This window comes from Sphingomonas melonis DAPP-PG 224 (assembly GCF_000379045.1).
Classification (GTDB): Bacteria; Pseudomonadota; Alphaproteobacteria; order Sphingomonadales; family Sphingomonadaceae; genus Sphingomonas; species Sphingomonas aquatilis.
This window is the reverse complement of record NZ_KB900605.1, coordinates 572,663-589,802: the sequence shown is the minus strand read 5'-3', so window position 1 is coordinate 589,802 and position 17,140 is coordinate 572,663. Positions and strand designations below refer to the sequence as shown.

The 17,140-nt window shown below is 67.3% G+C and carries 22 protein-coding genes; 12 read left to right on the top strand and 10 right to left on the bottom strand.

Translation table 11 applies throughout. From position 1 onward, the window contains the following. Window positions 1–147 precede the first annotated feature (147 nt). The 3 genes from SPHME3_RS0102875 (at window position 148) to SPHME3_RS0102865 (ending at window position 1,949) form a co-directional block, all read left to right on the top strand. Window positions 148–549 (top strand): hypothetical protein, encoded by a 402-nt coding sequence (locus SPHME3_RS0102875; protein WP_017977354.1) that lies wholly within the window; start codon window positions 148–150, stop codon window positions 547–549. Next, window positions 546–1,688: a glutathionylspermidine synthase family protein gene (locus SPHME3_RS0102870; protein ID WP_017977355.1), complete on the top strand. Its 1,143-nt coding sequence runs from the start codon at window positions 546–548 to the stop codon at window positions 1,686–1,688. Before SPHME3_RS0102875 ends, SPHME3_RS0102870 begins: the two co-directional genes overlap by 4 nt. Before the next feature lie 78 nt (window positions 1,689–1,766). Beyond that, window positions 1,767–1,949: a hypothetical protein gene (locus SPHME3_RS0102865; protein ID WP_017977356.1), complete on the top strand. Its 183-nt coding sequence runs from the start codon at window positions 1,767–1,769 to the stop codon at window positions 1,947–1,949. Between the two features lie 6 nt (window positions 1,950–1,955). On the opposite strand, the gene SPHME3_RS0102860 is transcribed toward SPHME3_RS0102865, so the two are convergent. Continuing rightward, window positions 1,956–2,222: a hypothetical protein gene (locus tag SPHME3_RS0102860; protein ID WP_231372490.1), complete on the bottom strand. Its 267-nt coding sequence runs from the start codon at window positions 2,220–2,222 to the stop codon at window positions 1,956–1,958. Window positions 2,223–2,452: 230 nt separating this feature from the next. Here SPHME3_RS0102860 and SPHME3_RS0102850 point away from each other — a divergent pair, with 230 nt between their 5' ends. Beyond that, window positions 2,453–3,118 (top strand): phosphatase PAP2 family protein, encoded by a 666-nt coding sequence (locus tag SPHME3_RS0102850; RefSeq protein ID WP_231291963.1) that lies wholly within the window; start codon window positions 2,453–2,455, stop codon window positions 3,116–3,118. A gap of 267 nt (window positions 3,119–3,385) precedes the next feature. Here the strand turns inward: SPHME3_RS0102850 and galE are convergent, their stop codons facing one another. Further along, on the bottom strand, window positions 3,386–4,384 hold the full coding sequence (galE, locus tag SPHME3_RS0102845) for a UDP-glucose 4-epimerase GalE (RefSeq protein ID WP_018250542.1): 999 nt from the start codon (window positions 4,382–4,384) through the stop codon (window positions 3,386–3,388). Window positions 4,385–4,451: 67 nt separating this feature from the next. Between galE and msrA the strand changes: the two genes are divergently transcribed. Continuing rightward, entirely contained in the window at window positions 4,452–4,988 is a 537-nt protein-coding gene (gene msrA / locus SPHME3_RS0102840; protein WP_017977361.1) for a peptide-methionine (S)-S-oxide reductase MsrA, read from the top strand. 159 nt (window positions 4,989–5,147) lie between these two features. Here msrA and SPHME3_RS0102835 read toward each other — a convergent pair whose 3' ends face one another. From SPHME3_RS0102835 to SPHME3_RS0102800, 8 genes are all read right to left on the bottom strand, one after another. After that, window positions 5,148–5,927, bottom strand: a complete 780-nt coding sequence (locus SPHME3_RS0102835; RefSeq protein WP_017977362.1) for a sigma-70 family RNA polymerase sigma factor — start codon at window positions 5,925–5,927, stop codon at window positions 5,148–5,150. Beyond that, on the bottom strand, window positions 5,924–7,996 hold the full coding sequence (flhA, locus tag SPHME3_RS0102830; RefSeq protein ID WP_017977363.1) for a flagellar biosynthesis protein FlhA: 2,073 nt from the start codon (window positions 7,994–7,996) through the stop codon (window positions 5,924–5,926). Before flhA ends, SPHME3_RS0102835 begins: the two co-directional genes overlap by 4 nt. A gap of 1 nt (window position 7,997) precedes the next feature. After that, the gene (locus SPHME3_RS0102825; RefSeq protein ID WP_017977364.1) at window positions 7,998–8,861 is read right to left on the bottom strand and encodes a hypothetical protein; all 864 of its coding nucleotides are present in this window, start codon (window positions 8,859–8,861) and stop codon (window positions 7,998–8,000) included. Between the two features lie 229 nt (window positions 8,862–9,090). Further along, the gene (locus tag SPHME3_RS0102820) at window positions 9,091–9,405 is read right to left on the bottom strand and encodes a hypothetical protein (protein WP_018250541.1); all 315 of its coding nucleotides are present in this window, start codon (window positions 9,403–9,405) and stop codon (window positions 9,091–9,093) included. Beyond that, on the bottom strand, window positions 9,392–9,703 hold the full coding sequence (gene flgM, locus SPHME3_RS0102815) for a flagellar biosynthesis anti-sigma factor FlgM (protein ID WP_017977366.1): 312 nt from the start codon (window positions 9,701–9,703) through the stop codon (window positions 9,392–9,394). The genes SPHME3_RS0102820 and flgM overlap by 14 nt, the downstream gene beginning before the upstream one ends. A gap of 96 nt (window positions 9,704–9,799) precedes the next feature. Beyond that, the gene (locus tag SPHME3_RS0102810) at window positions 9,800–10,318 is read right to left on the bottom strand and encodes a flagella basal body P-ring formation protein FlgA (RefSeq protein ID WP_017977367.1); all 519 of its coding nucleotides are present in this window, start codon (window positions 10,316–10,318) and stop codon (window positions 9,800–9,802) included. Continuing rightward, window positions 10,315–10,881 (bottom strand): hypothetical protein, encoded by a 567-nt coding sequence (locus SPHME3_RS0102805; RefSeq protein WP_024310424.1) that lies wholly within the window; start codon window positions 10,879–10,881, stop codon window positions 10,315–10,317. Before SPHME3_RS0102805 ends, SPHME3_RS0102810 begins: the two co-directional genes overlap by 4 nt. After that, window positions 10,878–11,522 (bottom strand): motility protein A, encoded by a 645-nt coding sequence (locus tag SPHME3_RS0102800; RefSeq protein WP_017977369.1) that lies wholly within the window; start codon window positions 11,520–11,522, stop codon window positions 10,878–10,880. The genes SPHME3_RS0102805 and SPHME3_RS0102800 overlap by 4 nt, the downstream gene beginning before the upstream one ends. Before the next feature lie 456 nt (window positions 11,523–11,978). Between SPHME3_RS0102800 and flgB the strand changes: the two genes are divergently transcribed. Genes flgB through SPHME3_RS0102765 form a run of 7 tightly spaced genes read left to right on the top strand, consistent with a single transcriptional unit; the run spans window position 11,979 to window position 17,097 of the window. Beyond that, the gene (gene flgB / locus SPHME3_RS0102795) at window positions 11,979–12,326 is read left to right on the top strand and encodes a flagellar basal body rod protein FlgB (RefSeq protein ID WP_024310425.1); all 348 of its coding nucleotides are present in this window, start codon (window positions 11,979–11,981) and stop codon (window positions 12,324–12,326) included. 4 nt (window positions 12,327–12,330) lie between these two features. Then, complete coding sequence (gene flgC / locus SPHME3_RS0102790; protein ID WP_017977371.1) at window positions 12,331–12,738, top strand: flagellar basal body rod protein FlgC; 408 nt, start codon at window positions 12,331–12,333, stop codon at window positions 12,736–12,738. 3 nt (window positions 12,739–12,741) lie between these two features. Next, window positions 12,742–13,470 (top strand): flagellar hook assembly protein FlgD, encoded by a 729-nt coding sequence (locus SPHME3_RS0102785; RefSeq protein ID WP_017977372.1) that lies wholly within the window; start codon window positions 12,742–12,744, stop codon window positions 13,468–13,470. A gap of 36 nt (window positions 13,471–13,506) precedes the next feature. Continuing rightward, complete coding sequence (locus SPHME3_RS0102780) at window positions 13,507–14,775, top strand: flagellar hook protein FlgE (RefSeq protein WP_017977373.1); 1,269 nt, start codon at window positions 13,507–13,509, stop codon at window positions 14,773–14,775. A gap of 29 nt (window positions 14,776–14,804) precedes the next feature. After that, window positions 14,805–15,557, top strand: a complete 753-nt coding sequence (locus tag SPHME3_RS0102775; RefSeq protein WP_017977374.1) for a flagellar basal body rod protein FlgF — start codon at window positions 14,805–14,807, stop codon at window positions 15,555–15,557. A gap of 12 nt (window positions 15,558–15,569) precedes the next feature. Beyond that, on the top strand, window positions 15,570–16,358 hold the full coding sequence (gene flgG, locus SPHME3_RS0102770; RefSeq protein ID WP_024310426.1) for a flagellar basal-body rod protein FlgG: 789 nt from the start codon (window positions 15,570–15,572) through the stop codon (window positions 16,356–16,358). A 1-nt stretch (window position 16,359) separates the two neighbouring features. After that, window positions 16,360–17,097 carry a flagellar basal body L-ring protein FlgH gene (locus SPHME3_RS0102765; RefSeq protein WP_017977376.1) on the top strand — a complete coding sequence of 246 codons (738 nt, stop codon included), beginning with the start codon at window positions 16,360–16,362 and terminating at the stop codon, window positions 17,095–17,097. The last annotated feature ends 43 nt before the right edge of the window (window positions 17,098–17,140 follow it).

Sequence of the window (17,140 nt, the reverse complement as noted above, 5' to 3'; positions counted from 1 at the left end):
GTGCATCGAAGCGGGTGACCATCAGCGGCCCCATGCGCGATGAGCGTGGACGTCGAGCCCATGTGCCGGCACGTCGCATCATGTCATGGTGGCTGCCGTGATCCTGTCCTATGGTGTGCGCCGTTTCGGTGGCTGTGAGGGAAGGGCATGAGGACCGATCTGAGGATCACGACGGCGATCGCCGCGGCGCTGCTGGCGTCGGGGTGTGGCCGGTCGGAACCCGAGCCGGATGGCTGGACCGCGCAGACCGACACCGCGATCTGCACCGATCGCGAGGGGCGGCGCGTCGCCGACGACCAATGCCCGCGGCAGGCGCTGGCGAGCGGCTATCATGGCGGGGGCGGCAGCAACGCGTTCCTATGGTATTTCCTGGGGCGCAACAGCGTGATCCCGCCCTATGGCGAGACGGCGCGCGGCGGATCGTTCAGCCGCGCGGGCGGCGTCAGCTATGCGCGGGCGCCGGCCAATACCTTCGTCAGCCGATCGGGCGCGATCAGCCGCGGCGGGTTCGGCGCGTCGGCGCATAGTTTCGGCAGCGGCCGGGCATGATCCGCGTCGCGACCGATCCACGCCCCGACTGGCAGGCGAAGGTCGAGGCGGAGGGGCTGGTCTGGCACAGCGTCGATGGCCGCCCCTATTGGGACGAGAGCGTCCATTACCGCTTTTCCACCGCGCAGATCGCCGAGATCGAGGGGGCGACGGCGGAGCTGTACCGACTGTTCCTCGCCGCCGGGCAGGCGATCGTCGACGATCCCGCGCTGCTGGACCGGTTCGGCATCCCGGCGCCCTTTCATGAGGCGATTCGCGATGCGTGGGAGGCGGAGGCGCCGGCGCTGAATTACGGGCGGTTCGATCTGGGGTATGACGGTGCCGGCCCGCCCAAATTGTTCGAATTCAATTGCGATACGCCGACGTCGCTGCTGGAAGCCGCGGTGATCCAGTGGAGCTGGAAAGAGGAACGCTTCCCGCACCTCGACCAATATACCAGCCTGCACGAGCGGCTGGTCGCCAAGTGGCGCGACATCGCGCCGCTGCTGCCGCCGGTCGTCCATTTCGCGCATGTCTCGGACGAGGCGGGCGAGGATATCGTCACGACATCCTATCTGCGCGACACGGCGGAGGCGGCGGGGATCACGACCGTGCCGATCCTGGTCGACGATCTGGGCTGGGACCATGACCGGCGCTGCTTCGTCGATCTGGCCGAGCAGCGGATCGAGGCGCTGTTCAAGCTGTATCCGTGGGAATGGCTGACCGCGGAGGCGTTTGCGGCGTCGCTGCTCGAGAGCCTCGACGATACGCTGTGGATCGAACCGATCTGGAAGATGATCTGGTCGAACAAGGCGATCCTCGCGATCCTGTGGCAGCTGTTTCCCGGGCATCCCAATCTGCTGCCCGCCAGCTTCGACATCCCGGAGGGCGACGCCGTCGCCAAGCCGCTGCTGGCGCGCGAGGGCGCGAACGTGTCGATCCGGCAGAACGGGCGCGTCGTCGCCGAAGCGGCGGGGGATTATGGCGACGAGGGCTATGTCTACCAGGCGTTGTACCGGCTGCCCGAGACCGCGCCCGGATGTTTCCCCGTGATCGGCAGCTGGCTGGTCGATGGCGAGCCCGCCGGGATCGGCATTCGCGAGGACGGCCTGATCACCGGCAACACCGCGCGCTTCGTGCCGCACGTGATCGACGGGTAAGCCGGAACCGGTGGGTGCAGTGCGGCATTGATGCGGGCAGCGCGCGGGAATGATCCCGCTGCCCTGTCCGAGGAATCTATGAGCCGTACCACGCTGGGCCTGTTCGGTGCCGCCCGTCCCCGTCCCGTCGCACAGGATCGCCTGATCGCGACGAGCGATACCGCTGCGGATGCGTATCGGGCGGAACGGCTCTCGGGCCTGACCCCGGTGGAGCGAGCGCTGGCCGAACCCAAGGGTTCGGCCGCAGCGCTGATCGCCTGATACACCTCAGCGCGCCGCCAGTTCGGGGCGGCCGGCGTGATGGATTAAGACCCTTTCGTCGGCCCAGCGCTCGCGGCTCCGGCACGTGATCGCACTGCGCCCGGGATGGGGATCGGCGGCGAGGGCATCCGAGAAGAAGCGGATGCAATAGACATCGCGGTTGGCATCGTACCGGACCGTATAGGCGCGCGGCGCGGCCTTCGGCTGTTCGACGGTGGTGTCGGGCGTCGCAGCCAGAGCGGCGAGGGCGAGCAAAGACGGTATCATGGACATGGCGTTCCTCCCGATCGTCCGTTCGACACGATGTCGTGCGGGTCGGCGGGCGCCATGCGATAAGTGTGCCATTTAAATAACACACCGGACTTGCGTGCGTTTCCTATAGACCCGGTGTCGTACACCGGGCGTGAGGCGCCAAAAGTTGGCGGATTGGGCGATGCGGATTGACGATCCGGGCCCGGCGCGCGTCCTTTTCGTCCCGAAGGCGTTGGCGCGGGATGATATGGATGTCTGATCGAGCCGGCGGGCGCAGGCTGCCGCCCTTATTGGTGGGACTCGCGCTGATCGCGGCGGGGCTGGCGGTGCTGCTGATCGGCGCAGTGGCGACCAGTCGTTATCCGTTCGCCTTCGACAGGGCGATCATCGTCGGTCTGCGCCACTGGAGCGGCCCCGCGTGGTTGCCGAAGGTGGCGGCGGACATCACCGATCTGGGCGGCGGCGTGGTGCTGACGCTGATCGTGACGCTTGTCGTCGGGTTCCTGCTGGTGCAGCGCCTGTGGTTGACCGCGCTCGCTACCGCGCTGGCGACGCTGACCGGTGGCTGGGTGATCGAGCTGGTGAAGGGCATGGTGCTGCGCGCGCGGCCGGAGCTGGTGCCGCACCTTGTCTCCGCCAACGGCTACAGCTTTCCGAGCGGGCACGCGACGGCGAGCGCCGTCTGCTATCTGACGCTGGCCGCGCTTGCCGGGCAGGTGACGCCCGACCGCGCGGCGCGATTGTACCTGCTGGTGGCCGCGGTGCTGCTGGTCGGCGCGATCGGGTGCAGCCGCGTGTATCTGGGCGTGCATTGGCCGAGCGACGTGCTGGCCGGCTGGAGCTTTGGGACGCTCTGGGCGCTGGGTTGGTGGACCGCCACGGCGCGGGCGCGTGTGGCGATCGGCGGGGAGCGCTAGTCTTGGTCAAGGTTCGAGTGGTCGTCAGTCTTCCCCCGCCAGGGGGAGGAGTGAATCGGTTTCGTCGAATGTCGAACGACCCATGGTTGCTTGGCGAACATAGACAACATGAACACCTTGGCGAAAACGATCGCGGTCCATCGTCTCTGTATCTTCACCAATTCAAAGAGCGCAATCCATTGGCCCGGAGAATGGCGGGCAGCGGGCGTGTAGGGCCGAATCGGTGCGATTTCGCCGTGATCACAGTATCTTGTCGGCGCTGCGATCCTATTGGCGTTCGCTGAGCTTGCGTTCCCAGGCGAGCGCGTCCTTGACGATCGTGTCGAGGTCGTCGCGCTGCGGGCGCCAGGGGAGCGCGGCGAGGATCGCGCGATTGTCGGCGACGAGCGCGGCGGGATCGCCCGCACGGCGCCCTTCGTAGCGGCGCTCGATCGTCATGTTGGTGACGCGATCGACTGCGTCGAGCACTTCGTTGACCGAGAAGCCGCGGTTGTAACCGGCGTTGAGGGTGTGGCTTTGCGTGGGTTCGGCGACCAGCAGTTCGAGCGCGGCGACGTGCGCGGCGGCCAAATCGCTGACGTGGATATAGTCGCGCACGCCCGTGCCGTCGGGCGTGTCGAAGTCGGTGCCGAAGACCGAGACGGCGGCGCGCTTGCCGGTTGCCGCCTCGACCGCGATCTTGATGAGGTGCGTCGCGCCCACCGTCGACTGGCCCGAGCGGCCCTGCGGATCGGCGCCGGCGACGTTGAAATAGCGTAAGCAGCAATAGTTCATCGGATGCGCCGCGGCGACGTCGCGCAGCATCGCCTCGGTCATCAGCTTCGACATGCCGTACGGATTGATCGGCGCGGTCGGATCGGTCTCCTCGATCGGCACCTTGACCGGCGTGCCATACGTCGCGGCGGTCGAGGAAAAGATGAAGTGCGGCACGCTCTCCGTCACTGCGCTTTCGATCAGCGAGCGCGTCGCGGCGGTGTTGTTGCGATAATATTTGAGCGGGTCGCTGACCGATTCCGGCACGATGATCGATCCGGCAAAATGCATGATCGCGCGGACGTTGTGGTCGCGGATCGCGGCACGGACGGCGATGTCGTCGGCGACGTTCGCCTCGACCAGGGTCGCGCGGGGATCGACCGCCCAAGCGAAGCCGGTGACGAGATTGTCGACGACGACAACATCATAGCCCGCGTCGCACAAGGCCAGCACTGCATGGCTGCCGATATAGCCGGCCCCGCCCGTCACCATCACCTTGCCGTTCAATGCCATGCGTCGCGTCCTTCGTCTTTTGCGCGGCCTAGCGCCTTCCTACATGGGCTGCAAAGGAGACTTCAGCATGACGGATTATGTAACGCTGGCGGGCGGCTGCTTCTGGTGTACCGAGGCGGTGTTCAAGGACGTGATCGGCGTGGAGAGCGTCGAGAGCGGCTATATCGGCGGCAACGTGCCCAACCCGACGTACAAGCAGGTGTGCGGCGGCGATACCGGCCACGCCGAGGCGATCCGCATCGGCTACGACCCCGAGCAGCTGGCGCTGGGCGACCTGCTCGACATCTTCTTCGCGACGCATGACCCGACGCAGTTGAACCGCCAGGGCAATGACGTCGGTACGCAATATCGCTCGGCGGTGTTCCCGGCGGACGAGGCCCAGGAGGCGGAGATGCGTGCGGCGATCGAGCGGGCGCAGGCGGGGCTGGACAAGCCGATCGTGACGACGGTGGAGCCGATGGCGGATTGGTATCCCGCGGAGGATTACCATCAGGATTATTGGGAAACCTCGGGCCGGTCGAACCCCTATTGCATGGCGGTGATCCCGCCGAAGCTGCAGAAACTGCGCAAGAGCTTCGCCGCGCGGTCGAAGGCGGTGGCGTAATCTAAGCCTCAATTCCTCCCCTGCGCACGTAGGGGAGGAGGACCGCGCCTCGCAGAGGCGTGGTGGAGGGGCAGCCCCATGCGACACCGCCTGCGGCGGCCCCTCCACCACTCGCCTTCGGCGAGCGGTCCCCCTCCCCGCAGAGCGGGGAGGAATTGTTTAGACCTTCCTCGCCAGCGCCTTTTTCAACTTAGCATGGGCGGCGGCCTTGATCTGGCAGACTCTTGCCGAGCCGACGCCGAGCACCTGGCCGATTTCCTCGAGGTTCAATTCCTCGACATAATAGAGCTGGATCACCAGCGCCTCGCGTTCGGGCAGGGCGCCGATTGCGGCGATCAGCGTGTCGCGCAGGTCGCTTTCGGCGAGCTGTTCGAAGGCGTCGGGCGTGTCATCGGCGAACCAGGGCAGGTCGTCGGCATAGACTTCGTCCATCGATTCGAACCGCACCGTGTCGGCGGTCTCATACTCTGCGCGCAGCCGTTCGATCGTGACGCCGAGTTCGGCGGCGAGCGTGGCTTCGTCGGGGGCGCGGCCGGTTCGTGCCGTGACAGCGGCAATGGCGGCCTGATATTGCCGGCGCCGCCGCATCGCACCGCGCGTCGTCGTCGCCTGTCGCCGGAGTTCGTCGATCATCGCGCCGCGCAGGCGGGTTTGCAGATAGGCCTTGAACTGCGCACCCTGTTCCGCGGCTTGTCCGACCGCCTCGACCAAAGCGACGAGGCCGATTTGCACGAGGTCCTCGACATCGACGATGGTGCTCATCGATCCGTGGACATGCCACGCGATGCGGCGGACCATGGGGAGATGCTGGCGGATCAGCGCCTCGCTGTCGCCGCCGGGACGCTGGCGAGGCGAATAGGTGAGGGGGCCCTGCGGCACCATGGCTTGCGGCGCGGGCTGGGCGCCGGCGAAGGCGCCGCTCATCGGTTCGGCGCTCATGCCGCCAGCGCCTGCTGCTGCGGTGCGCCGATGACCGCGACGACCTCGACCGCCTTTTCTTCGGGCACTTCGAAGAACGAGAGGACGGGCGTGTCGGGCAGCACGGTCTTCACCAGCTTGCGGATCGCGATGCGGATCGCGGGCTGGACGACGAGCGCGAAGGGCTTGGCCTCTGCGATCAGCGGCTGGGCGGCCTGTTGCAGCGCCTCGACGATGCGGCGGCCGAGATCGGGCTCGATGACGTGGCGGCGCGAGGCGTCGGCGCGTGCGGCTTGGCCGAGCAGTCCTTCCAGCTGGCCCTCCAGCGTCATCACGCGCAGCGGCTCGCGCACGCCACACAGCTTCTGGATGATCAGCGGGCCAAGCTCCGGACGGATCAGTTCGATGATCTCCTCGGCATCGGCGCTGCGCGTGGCGGCGACCGCAATCGCCTGCGCGATACGACGGAACTCCTTCAAGGGGATGTTCTCCGCGAGCAGGCCCTTCAGGACCTGGGTGAGGGTGGTGAGCGGCAACGGGTTGGGGGTGAGGCTGGCGACGAGCTGCGCGGCGCGTTCCTTCAGCCCGTCGAGCAGCGACTGGACCTCGTCGGGGCCGAGCAAATCGGTCGCGTTGGCGCCGAGTAGGTGGTTGAGGTGCGTCGCCATGACGGTGCCGGCATCGACGACGAGGAAGCCCGCGCCGGTTGCGGCATCGGCATCGCCCGCAGGGATCCAGGTGGCGTCGAGCCCGAAGGTCGGATCCTTCGCCTTTTTGCCGTGCAGCTCGCCGAACGCCTGACCGGTGTCGAGCGCCAGCATCTCGTCGGGGCTGACCTGATCTTCGCCGACGCAGACCCCGTTGATCATGATGCGATAGGTGTAGGGCGCGAGGTTGATGTCGTCGCGTACGCGGCATTGCGGCACGACGAAGCCGAGGTCGCGCGAGAGCTGGCGGCGGACGCCGGTGATGCGGCCCATCAGCGGCGCGCCGCGGCGCTGGTCGACCAGCGGCACCAGGCCATAGCCGATGTCGAGGTTGACCTGCATGCCTTCGGTCACTTCGTCCCAACCGATCTTCGACGGATCGACGGGTTCCTCGGCGGCCTTGGGCGCTTCGACGACGGGGCGCTTCTCGATCTGGCGCAGTTTCCACGCGGTGAAGCCGGCGATGCCGGCGGCCGGCAGCATGATGAGGTGCGGCATGCCGGGGAAGGCGCCGAGCAGGCCGAGGATCACCGCGACCGGAGTCCAGGTGCGCGGGGAGCCGAACTGGCTGCCGATCTGGCCGGCGAGGTCCTTGTCCGAATTGACGCGGGTGACGATCGCGGCGGCGGCGATCGAGAGCATCAGCGCCGGCAGCTGCGCGACGAGCGCGTCGCCGATCGCGAGCAGGATGTAGCTCTTGGCGGCGGCGGCGATCGTCATGCCGTGGCTGACGGGGCCGAGGATCAGACCGCCGATGACGTTGGCGGCGAGGATCAGCATCGCGGCGACCGCGTCGCCCTTCACGAACTTCGACGAACCGTCCATCGAACCGTAGAAATCGGCTTCGGTCGCGACCTCGACGCGGCGCTTCTTGGCGTCGTCGGGCGTGATGAGGCCGGCGTTCAGATCGGCGTCGATCGCCATCTGCTTGCCGGGCAAGGCGTCCAGGGTGAAGCGAGCCGAAACTTCCGACACGCGACCCGCGCCCTTGGTGACGACGATCAGGTTGATGATCATCAGGATCGCGAAGACGAAGATGCCGACGACATAGTCGCCGCCGATCAGGAAGCTGCCGAACGCCTCGATGACATGGCCCGCGGCGCTTTCGCCCTCGTGACCGTGGACCAGCACGATGCGGGTCGAGGCGACGTTGAGGCCGAGGCGGAACAGGGTCGCGAACAGGAGGACGGTCGGGAAGGCGCTGAAGTCCAGCGGCTTCTGCGCGTTCAGCGACACCATCAGCACGGCGAGGCTGATCGCGATATTGGCGACGAAGAAGACGTCGAGCAGGAAGGCCGGGATCGGCACGACCATCACGACGACGAGCAGCAGGATGGCGAGCGGCAGTGCGGCGCCGCGGCCCTGGCTGAGCAGCTTGTTCACGTCAGCGGCCCCCCATGCTGGCGAGCATCATATAGGCGAGCTGCGCATTCTGCGGCGACGGGCGCAGCAGGCTGTTCGCGGCATCGACGGCGCGGCTGCCGAAGCGGCCGCCGGCCTGGGTCAGCGCCTGCGTCGCCCAATTGAGCGCATCTTCGGGCGTCTGGTTGTTGCCGGTGACGACGGTGGAATCGCCCATCGCCAGGGCCTGCGCGGCAAAGGCGAGATTGGCGCTGCGGGTTTCGCTGACGCTGTCCGACGCGGCGTTCAGCTTGTCGCTGAAGCGCTGATAGATCGCCGACAGCGACCGCGGCTGGCCGTTCGAGGCATAGAAGATCGAGCGGTTGGCACCGGCGGCCTGCGGGAACAGCGAGGCGGCGGAGGCGCCGGGATTGTTCGCCATCGCCGACAGGAATTTCTTGGCGCCGCCGATGCCGAGGAAGTGCGCCATATAGAGATCGGTGCCGTTGGCGTCGCGGCCCAGCGAACCCTCGAGCGCGCTCTTATTGTCGGAGGCGTGTTCGGCGGCCATCAGCGAGGCGACGTCGGGGTCGTTGCGCAGCGCGAGGATGGCGGAGCGGGTCGCGCCGTCGCTGACCGAGAAACGGCCGCCGGCGGTCTGGCCGATGCTGTCGGCGGCCCAGCCGAGGCCGTGTTCGGCGCCGTGCTTCTTGACGACCGCGAGCCAGCTCTGCTCGACGAACTGGTACAGGCCCGTCGCCGACGACGTGCCCGAGCGCGCGCGTGCGTTCAGCCCGCTTTCGATCTTCGCCTGGCCGAGCAGATAGTCGAAATCCACACCCGTCTTGCTGCTCGCAAGCTGGATGGCGGATTGGACGCGCCCGGCAGAAATCGGATTGACGGTCATTGCTACGAAAACACACCCCTGTTGCCGGGTGGCTTTCAGCAAGAGCCGTGCCAGTTGTGGTTAAGAGCGGGTGTCAGCGGCGATTCCCGTCACCCCGGACGTGTTCCGGGGTCCGCCAAGCCGCACGGGGACGGCAGGAGGCTGGAGCCATCCCCCTCGCCGCAGAGTGGACCCCGGACCAAGTCCGGGGTGACGATCGACCTGGGGAAAGGGCGTCAGCCCCAAAGCCTCAGGCGTAGGCCTGGATCAGCGAGGGGCGGTAGCCGTGGCCGGCATCGCCGGTCAGAATTTGCAGGCGGCGGCGGACATTTGCCGCCATCAGGTTGACGTAGATGCGGCAGGTTTCGTTGAGGCGGTTCGCCTCGTCGGCCAGTTCGCGGATCTCGTCGCCGGCGGGGCCGGTGCCCATCGCGGCAATCTCTTCAATGCCGGCAAGCTTGTCCTGCGTCGCACGTTCCAGCGCGGCGCAGTCGTTGGTCTTCAGCGCTTCGATTTCGGCGTGGAGCGCGTCGATGACGCGGATGAGGGCATCACGCCGATTCATGGCCATCCCAGTTCAGCTTGAGGGCGAGCAGTCGGTCGGCGATGGTCGCCGGCAGAATGGGGAAGGTGCCGGTGGCGATCGCCTTCTTGATCTCGCCGACGCGGTCGCTGTCGACCGGGGCCGACGCGGCCATCGATTTGGCAAGGCCGCTCAGCTGCGTCGCCGGCGCTGCCGCGACGGGCTGGCGCGTCGTCGCCTGCTGTACCACTGGCTGCACCGTCGGCGCGGCCGCGGGTGCGGCGACGCGCGATACGCTTCCACTTGCCTGCTGCGGCTTTGCGCCGATTGAGTCCACCATGTCCGCACCTGTGTATGTTGCCTGACAGGCGACTAAACGGCCGTCTGCGAGCGCGCTTTAGCAAAAAAGATTCGCCCGCGAAAAAAGAAGCCTGCCTCAGTCGGTCCAGCCGGGCAGCGTGGCGCGGCCCGCTTCCACCGCGACCGCCTGTACGGGCGTGTTACTGCCATCGACCTTGATCATCACGCGGCCGCCCGGCGGTGCGTCACCGACGGCGACGCCTTCGCGACTGATCGAAAAGCCGGGGGAGCCGGCCTCGATCAGTACCGGATCGCCGCGGCGGATCACCGGCTCTGCCTTGGTGGGCGCGAGCATGGCGGGCACCGCGCGCGCGGCGGGCGCGTCGGCGGGGCGGATCACGGGGACGAAGATGCGCCAGTCCGGTCCGGTGCAGGACACGACGACCGCGTCATGCGCGTCGCTGCGCCAGGCGAGCGAAACGGTGGGGCATTGCGCGAGACGCAGCCGCGCATCGATCGCGGTGCGCGCGCCGCCCTCCGCCCCGATCGGGCGGCTGGTGAAGGCGGCGACCGCGCGGTCAAGCCCGCCGGTGTCCTGGAACACAGGCAGCGTGCCCATCGGCGCGGCGGCAAGGAGCAGGGGCAGGAGGATCATGGCTGATGTCCGTGTTGAGGGTCGGTGCGGGGGCCGCTCGTGGTCGGAGCGTCTCCGGCAAAGGCGAGCGTGACGATCGCGGCGCGGCGTCCGGGCCGCGGCGCGGTGGTAACGGTGATGCGGCGGCTGACCGGCGCCAGCAGCGCCGCGAGCGCGCGGGCACGGTCGGTGGCGAGGATCGCGGCGCTGCCGGTCGCGGCATCGACGTCGGCGGGGTTGCCGTCGGTCGATCCGGTGACGGTGAGCGCGACGCGCGGGTCGCGCGCCGCCTCTTTGGCCCAGGCGATGACGGCCGCGGAACCGCCGGGCAGCGCCGCCGATCCAGGGGCGAAATCGAACAGACCCGCGGCCATGACCGGCATCGGCGGGGGCGGGGGGGCGTGCAGCGCCGCCTCTCCCCCGAAGCTGCGCCGGAGCGCATCGGTGACGGCGCGGGGCTTCTCGCTTGCCTGCAACAGGACGAAGAAGCCGACGAGGAGCAGTGCGAGATCGGCGAGCGTCACCAGCCACACGGGCCGGGAGGGCGCCGGTTCAGGCCAACTGGGAAGCGCGGGGGCGGTCATGCGACGCTGTGCAACTGGTGGCGCGGCGTTTCGCGCAGCGCGAGCGCGACGAGCGGGGCTTCGATCCGGGCGCGTTCGAACGCCTCGATCTTGCCCGCGGCGCGCAGGCGGTGGCAGACCGGCATGAAGAGGAGGTTGGCGAACAGCGCGCCGTACAGCGTCGCGAGCAGCGCCACCGCCATCGCGCCGCCGATCGCCTGCGGGTCGGTCATCTGCGCGAACATGCCGGCAAGGCCGATCAGCGTGCCGACCATGCCCATCGCCGGCGCGGCCTCGGCGGCGCCGGACCAGACGTCGGCGGCGGCAGCCTGTCGGTCGATCCGTTTCTGCCGGTGGAAGCGCAGCAGCGCCTCGACCTCGCGGGCGACCGCTCCGTCGACGATGGCGGCGATGGCGTCGGCGACATCGGGATCGGCGATGACCGATTTGTCGAGCGCGACGACGCCGTGGCGCTTGGCGATCCGGTCCTGCGCGGCAATCTGTTCGAGCAGCGGATCGGCGGAGAAGGCGCGACGCGGCAGGACGCGGAGCGCCACCACCGCGCGGCCGACGTCGCGGAGCGGCGCACGGAGCAGCGTGGCGACGAGCGTGCCGCCGCCGACGATGGCGAATGCGATCGGATCGAAGAGCTGGGCGATCATGCGCGGATATAATGCAAGGGGTGGGCCAGTTGGCTTCGGGGAGCGTCTGTTCGGCTGCACGCCCCCTTCGTCATCCCGGCGCACGCCGGGATCCATGGATACGATGCGGCGGCCGTTGACGTGCGCCATTGGCCTCATCGCCTCCATGGATCCCGGCGTGCGCCGGGATGACGAAAGCGGCGGACAAGCTGTATCTACGACGAACGCGACAAGCCGTCCCCTTGCGGCCCGGTGGACCCCGGACCAAGTCCGGGGTGACGAAGAAGGGGAAGGGGGCGGCAAGCCTTGCCGTCCGCCCGGCAAATACCGGCAAGCGGTTGCCGCCCGGGTTGCCGCCCGCCCGGCAACGGGGTGAAATCGCGAAAAAACCGGACCCCCGCCCTCCTGCTGCAAAAAACTGGCACGGCGGTTGCTTACCGTCTCGGCAGCGCAATGGTGCGCCGGAGATTTGGCCCGATGGCCGCTGACAGTCTGTTCGGAATTCACGGATCCGCCCTGGAAGTGCGTTCGCAGCGCATGGGCGTGCTCGCGTCGAATATTGCCAACGCCTCGACCCCCGGGTTCAAGGCGAAGGATATCGATTTCAAGTCGGCGCTTGCGTCGATGGAGAGCGATATCGGCGAAAAGGGCATCGCCGCCGCGACCAAATATCGCGTGCCGGTGCAGACCTCGATGGATGGCAACACCGTCGAGCTGAATCAGGAACAGACCGCCTTCGCCGAAAATGCCGTCCAGTATCAGACGACGCTGTCGTTCCTGAACGGACGCATCGGCCAGATCACCCGCGCGCTGAAGGGGGAGTAAGGCCATGGCCGATCCGATGAGCGTCTTTCAGGTGGCAGGCCGCGCGATGAGCGCGCAGCTCGTCCGCCTGAACACGACCGCATCCAACCTTGCCAATGCCGGCGGTACGACCGGGTCGGCGGACACCGCCTACAAGACGATGAAGCCGGTGTTCCGCACCAGCTTCGACGCCGCGAGCGGTCTTGCCACCGTCGACGTCGAAAAGATCGTCACCGCGGGCGAAGCGCCGACCAAGATCTACGACCCCAATAACCCGGTCGCGGACAAGGACGGCAATATCTACCAGGCCGCCGTCGATGAAAGCCGCGAGTTCGTCGACATGATGGAGACGGCGCGTTCGTACCAGAACAACGTCGAGGTGCTGAACACTGCCAAGCAGCTCACCATCGATACCCTCAAGCTGGGCCGCTAACCCATGACCACCACGACCTCCACATCGGGTTCGTCGTTCGACACGACGCTCGCCAACCTCGGCATCAAGCGCGCCGCGAGCAACACCGGCACGACGACCGCCAGCGGTGCATCGACCGTTACCGGCGTGACCAAGACGACGCTGGACCAGTCCGACTTCCTGACGCTGCTGACCACGCAGCTGAAGAACCAGGACCCGTTCGCGCCGATGGACAACACGCAGATGGTCGCTCAGATGGCGCAATTCTCGTCCGTCGCCGGCATCAGCGAGATGAACAAGTCGCTGACCGGCATCTCGAACAAGCTTGGCTCGACCAGCGCAAGCGATGCGATGAGCTACGTCGGCAAGACCGTGCTGACCGAAGGATCGACCGCCTATCCGCGCTCGTCCGGCGGGATCGACGGCGCGGTGGAGCTGGACGACGATGCGACGCAGGTCACCGTGTCGATCAGCGACGCCAACGGCGGCATGCTGCGCCAGCTCGACCTCGGCGCGCAGAAGAAGGGTTCGATCGCCTTCGACTGGGACGGCAAGGACGGCTCGGGTCAGGACGCGGGCAAGGGTCCCTTCACGATCAGTGCCTTCGCCACCGGTGGCGACAAGACGATCACCAGCCGCACGCTCGTCTGGGCGCCGGTCGAATCCGTGTCCCTGCCATCCAGCGGCAAGCCCGTTCTGAAGGTCGTCGGCGTCGGTGACGTCGATCCGTCCAACGTCCGTTCCGCCGCCTGATCTTCCCCCCGTTTTCCGAATTCCAGGAGAAACCCAATGTCCTTCTTCACCTCGCTGTCCGGTCTTCAGGCTTCGCAGACCGACATGGACACCATCTCGCACAACCTCGCCAACGTCTCGACCACGGGCTTCAAGAAGAGCCGCGTCGAGTTTTCGGACGTCATCGCATCGAGCGTGTCGACCGATCCGCGCAAGATGGTGGGATCGGGCGTCATCGTGAAGGCGACGCAGCAGCAGTTCAAGAACGGCAATTTGCAGGGCACGACCAACGCGCTCGACCTCGCGGTCATGGGCGAAGGCTTCTTCACCGTGAAGACGACCGGCGCCAGCGACGCGATCGCCTATACCCGCAACGGTTCGTTCTCGGTCGACGCCAGCCGCAACGTCGTCGACAGCCAGGGCAGCTTCCTGATGGTCTATCCGGTCGACGGCGACGGCAACGTCACCGCCACCGGTGAAGATGGCCTGACCAACCTGCAGCTGCAGCAGACCAGCGGTACGCCGAAGGCGACGCAGTCCGTATCGACCGCGATCAACCTGTCGGGCACGACGACCGTCAACAAGAAGACGTTCGATCGCACCGACACGACGACCTACAACAACTCGGTCGCGACGCGCGTCTATGACGCGAACGGCAATCCGATGACGATGACCAGCTATTATGTGCGCACCGCGGTGCCCGATGCCACCAAGGGCACGGACAGCACGTGGGCGGTCTATACGTTCGTCGGCGACAAGCAGCTGGAAGTCGGCGGCAAGAAGGATCCCGTCCAAATCACCTTTGCCAACACTGGTGCGATCAAGACGCCTGCGACCCCGATCCAGTACGACACGTTCATCCCGCTGTCGGGCGCTGCGGCGCAGAACCTGACGCTGAACCTCGGCAACTCGACGCAGCTGGCGTCGGCCTTCGCGGTCAACAGCAAGAGCCAGGACGGCGTGCCCGTCGGCCAGCTGGCCGGCGTGACGGTGACGTCGGAAGGCCTGATCCAGGCGAGCTTCTCGAACGGCGACATCGTGCCGCTGGGCAAGGTGGCGCTGGCGAAGTTCTCGACGCCGACCGGCCTCCGCCAGATCGGCAACAGCTATTGGTCGGCGACGGGTCTGTCGGGCACCGCGACGATGGGGTCGGCGGCCGCCGACGGCTTCGGCTCGCTGATGTCGGGCCAGATCGAAGGATCGAACGTCGACATCACCGAAGAGCTGGTCAACCTGATCGCCGCACAGCGCAACTTCCAGGCGAACTCGAAGGCGCTCGATACCGCGAACCAGGTCTCGCAGACCATCATCCAGATCCGCGGCTAAACGAGTCGGTGGGGACGCGGGAGCGCTAGATGGACAAACTGGTCTACACGGCGGCGACGGGTCTGCGCGCGCACATGCAGGCGCAGGCTGCGATCGCCAACAATATGGCGAACGCGTCCACCACGGGCTTTCGCGCCGATCGCGTCATCTTCGACCGGATCGAGCTGAAGGGCGGTGGCGCGCAGTTGGAGGCGCGTGCGCCGACCAGCGAGGAAGTCACCGACGCCGATCGCGCGCCGGGTGCCATCCAGCATACCGGCCGCGCGCTCGACGTCGCCGTCACCGGCGTCAACGACTGGCTGGCGGTGCAGGCGAGCGACGGCAGCGAGGCCTATACCCGCCGCGGCGACCTGGAGGTCGCGCCGTCGGGCGTGTTGCAGACCGGCGACGGCTTCATCGTGCAGGGTCAGAACGGCCCGATCACGCTGCCGCCGTACACCAGCCTGACGATCGCCGGCGACGGGACGATCAGCATCATCCCGCAAGGGGGCGATGCCGCCAACCCACAGGTGGTCGACCGGCTGAAGATCGTCGACACCAAGGGGTCGCAGACGGTCAAGGGCCTCGACAACCTGCTGCGCGTCAAGGGCGGCGGCACGCTGCCCGCGAACCTCGACGCCAAGGTGCAGGGCGGCGCGCTGGAGGGCTCCAACGTCAATATGACGCAGGTGCTCGTCGATATGCTGGAAAACCAGCGCAGCTACGAAATTCAGGCCAATCTGATGAAGTCGGCCAAGGAACTGGACGAAGGCGGCTCATCCGTGATGCGCCTGCCGAGCTAAGGGACGAAGAGCATGTCATCCTCCGCCATGCATATCGCGCGCACCGGGCTCGACGCCCAGGATACGCGCATGCGAGTCATTTCGAACAACCTCGCGAACGTCAACACGACGGCGTTCAAGAAGGATCGCGCCGCGTTCGAGACGCTGGCCTATCAGACGGTCACGGCGCCGGGGTCCCAGTCGACCGCGGAAACCAAATATGCGACCGGCCTCAACCTCGGCACCGGTGTGCGCGTGCAGGGCACGGCGCGGATCGACACGCAGGGGTCGCTGACGCAGACCGGCAACAGCTTCGACTTGGCGCTGGATGGCGACGGCTATTTCCAGATCCAGATGCCGGGTGGCCAGCTGGGCTATACGCGCGCGGGCAATTTCAACCGCAGCCCGGAAGGCCTGCTGGTGACGTCGGAGGGCTATCAGGTCCAGCCGGGCATCACCGTGCCGGCGAACGCGACCTCGGTGTCGATCGGCACGGACGGCACCGTCACCGCGCAGATCCCGGGGCAGACGACGGGCAGCACGCTGGGCCAGATCCAGATCGCAAGCTTCCCCAATCCCACCGGCCTGCAATCGACCGGCGACAATTACCTGCGCGAAACCGCCTCGTCGGGTGCCGCCAACCTCGGCATCGCCGGGCAGGACGGCCGTGGCAACGTGCGCCAGGGCAGCCTGGAAGCGTCGAACGTCAACGTCGTCGAGGAACTCGTCGACATGATCGAGACGCAGCGCGCCTATGAGGTCAATTCCAAGATGATCTCGTCCTCCGACGAAATGCTCAAATACGTGAACCAGAACCTGTAACATGGCCTCCGCACCCAACCCCTTCCGCCCCGGCGCCTTCGTCGTCAGCCACTGGGCCGAGATCGCCCTCGCCGCGGCGTCCAGCCTGCTCGTGCTCGCCGCGCTTACGCCCGGCGAGGCGAACGCCAGCATCTTCGGCAAGAAGAAGCCGGCAGAGGACTTCACCGTCGTGCGCGCGCCGATGACGCCGCCGCCGGCCCCGGCCAATGGCGCGATCTTCCAGGCGAGCGACGGCTATGCGCCGCTGTACGAAGGCTGGCGCGCGCGCCGCGTCGGCGATCCGCTGACCATCGTGCTGGTCGAGAACACGGCCGCCTCCAAATCGTCGAGCTCGAAGCTCGATTCGAGCGGGCAGGGCGGCATCACGCCGCCGACCACCGGGCCGCTGAGCCTGTTCGGTGCGACCGATGCGTCGATGAGCGGCACGCGCGGCTTCAACGGACAGGGGCAGGCGAACCAGGCCAATTCGCTGTCGGGCGAAGTCTCGGTAACGGTTGCGGCGGTCTATCCCAACGGCACGATGCTGGTGCAGGGGCAGAAGCGCGTGACGCTGAACCGCGGCGACGAATTCGTGCGGATCAAGGGGCTGGTGCGCAGCGCCGATATCAGCGCCGACAATCGCGTGCTGTCGACCCGCGTCGCCGATGCGCAGATCTCCTACACCGGCAAGGGCGACGTCGCGCGCGCCGGGCGGCAGGGCTGGCTGGGCCGCTTCTTCTCCGTCGTGTCGCCGTTCTGACGGCCGTCTTGACGCGTTGTTAACCATAGGAAGTGCAGGCTGC

Excerpts from the sequence above, each read along its gene's own strand:
- SPHME3_RS0102875 (WP_017977354.1), top strand. The coding sequence starts at position 148 with ATGAGGACCGATCTGAGGATCACGACGGCGATCGCCGCGGCGCTGCTG.
- SPHME3_RS0102870 (WP_017977355.1), top strand. The coding sequence starts at position 546 with ATGATCCGCGTCGCGACCGATCCACGCCCCGACTGGCAGGCGAAGGTC.
- SPHME3_RS0102865 (WP_017977356.1), top strand. The coding sequence starts at position 1,767 with ATGAGCCGTACCACGCTGGGCCTGTTCGGTGCCGCCCGTCCCCGTCCC.
- SPHME3_RS0102860 (WP_231372490.1), bottom strand. The coding sequence starts at position 2,222 with ATGTCCATGATACCGTCTTTGCTCGCCCTCGCCGCTCTGGCTGCGACG.
- SPHME3_RS0102850 (WP_231291963.1), top strand. The coding sequence starts at position 2,453 with ATGTCTGATCGAGCCGGCGGGCGCAGGCTGCCGCCCTTATTGGTGGGA.
- galE (WP_018250542.1), bottom strand. The coding sequence starts at position 4,384 with ATGGCATTGAACGGCAAGGTGATGGTGACGGGCGGGGCCGGCTATATC.
- msrA (WP_017977361.1), top strand. The coding sequence starts at position 4,452 with ATGACGGATTATGTAACGCTGGCGGGCGGCTGCTTCTGGTGTACCGAG.
- SPHME3_RS0102835 (WP_017977362.1), bottom strand. The coding sequence starts at position 5,927 with ATGAGCGCCGAACCGATGAGCGGCGCCTTCGCCGGCGCCCAGCCCGCG.
- SPHME3_RS0102825 (WP_017977364.1), bottom strand. The coding sequence starts at position 8,861 with ATGACCGTCAATCCGATTTCTGCCGGGCGCGTCCAATCCGCCATCCAG.
- SPHME3_RS0102820 (WP_018250541.1), bottom strand. The coding sequence starts at position 9,405 with ATGAATCGGCGTGATGCCCTCATCCGCGTCATCGACGCGCTCCACGCC.
- flgM (WP_017977366.1), bottom strand. The coding sequence starts at position 9,703 with ATGGTGGACTCAATCGGCGCAAAGCCGCAGCAGGCAAGTGGAAGCGTA.
- SPHME3_RS0102810 (WP_017977367.1), bottom strand. The coding sequence starts at position 10,318 with ATGATCCTCCTGCCCCTGCTCCTTGCCGCCGCGCCGATGGGCACGCTG.
- SPHME3_RS0102805 (WP_024310424.1), bottom strand. The coding sequence starts at position 10,881 with ATGACCGCCCCCGCGCTTCCCAGTTGGCCTGAACCGGCGCCCTCCCGG.
- SPHME3_RS0102800 (WP_017977369.1), bottom strand. The coding sequence starts at position 11,522 with ATGATCGCCCAGCTCTTCGATCCGATCGCATTCGCCATCGTCGGCGGC.
- flgB (WP_024310425.1), top strand. The coding sequence starts at position 11,979 with ATGGCCGCTGACAGTCTGTTCGGAATTCACGGATCCGCCCTGGAAGTG.
- flgC (WP_017977371.1), top strand. The coding sequence starts at position 12,331 with ATGGCCGATCCGATGAGCGTCTTTCAGGTGGCAGGCCGCGCGATGAGC.
- SPHME3_RS0102785 (WP_017977372.1), top strand. The coding sequence starts at position 12,742 with ATGACCACCACGACCTCCACATCGGGTTCGTCGTTCGACACGACGCTC.
- SPHME3_RS0102780 (WP_017977373.1), top strand. The coding sequence starts at position 13,507 with ATGTCCTTCTTCACCTCGCTGTCCGGTCTTCAGGCTTCGCAGACCGAC.
- SPHME3_RS0102775 (WP_017977374.1), top strand. The coding sequence starts at position 14,805 with ATGGACAAACTGGTCTACACGGCGGCGACGGGTCTGCGCGCGCACATG.
- flgG (WP_024310426.1), top strand. The coding sequence starts at position 15,570 with ATGTCATCCTCCGCCATGCATATCGCGCGCACCGGGCTCGACGCCCAG.
- SPHME3_RS0102765 (WP_017977376.1), top strand. The coding sequence starts at position 16,360 with ATGGCCTCCGCACCCAACCCCTTCCGCCCCGGCGCCTTCGTCGTCAGC.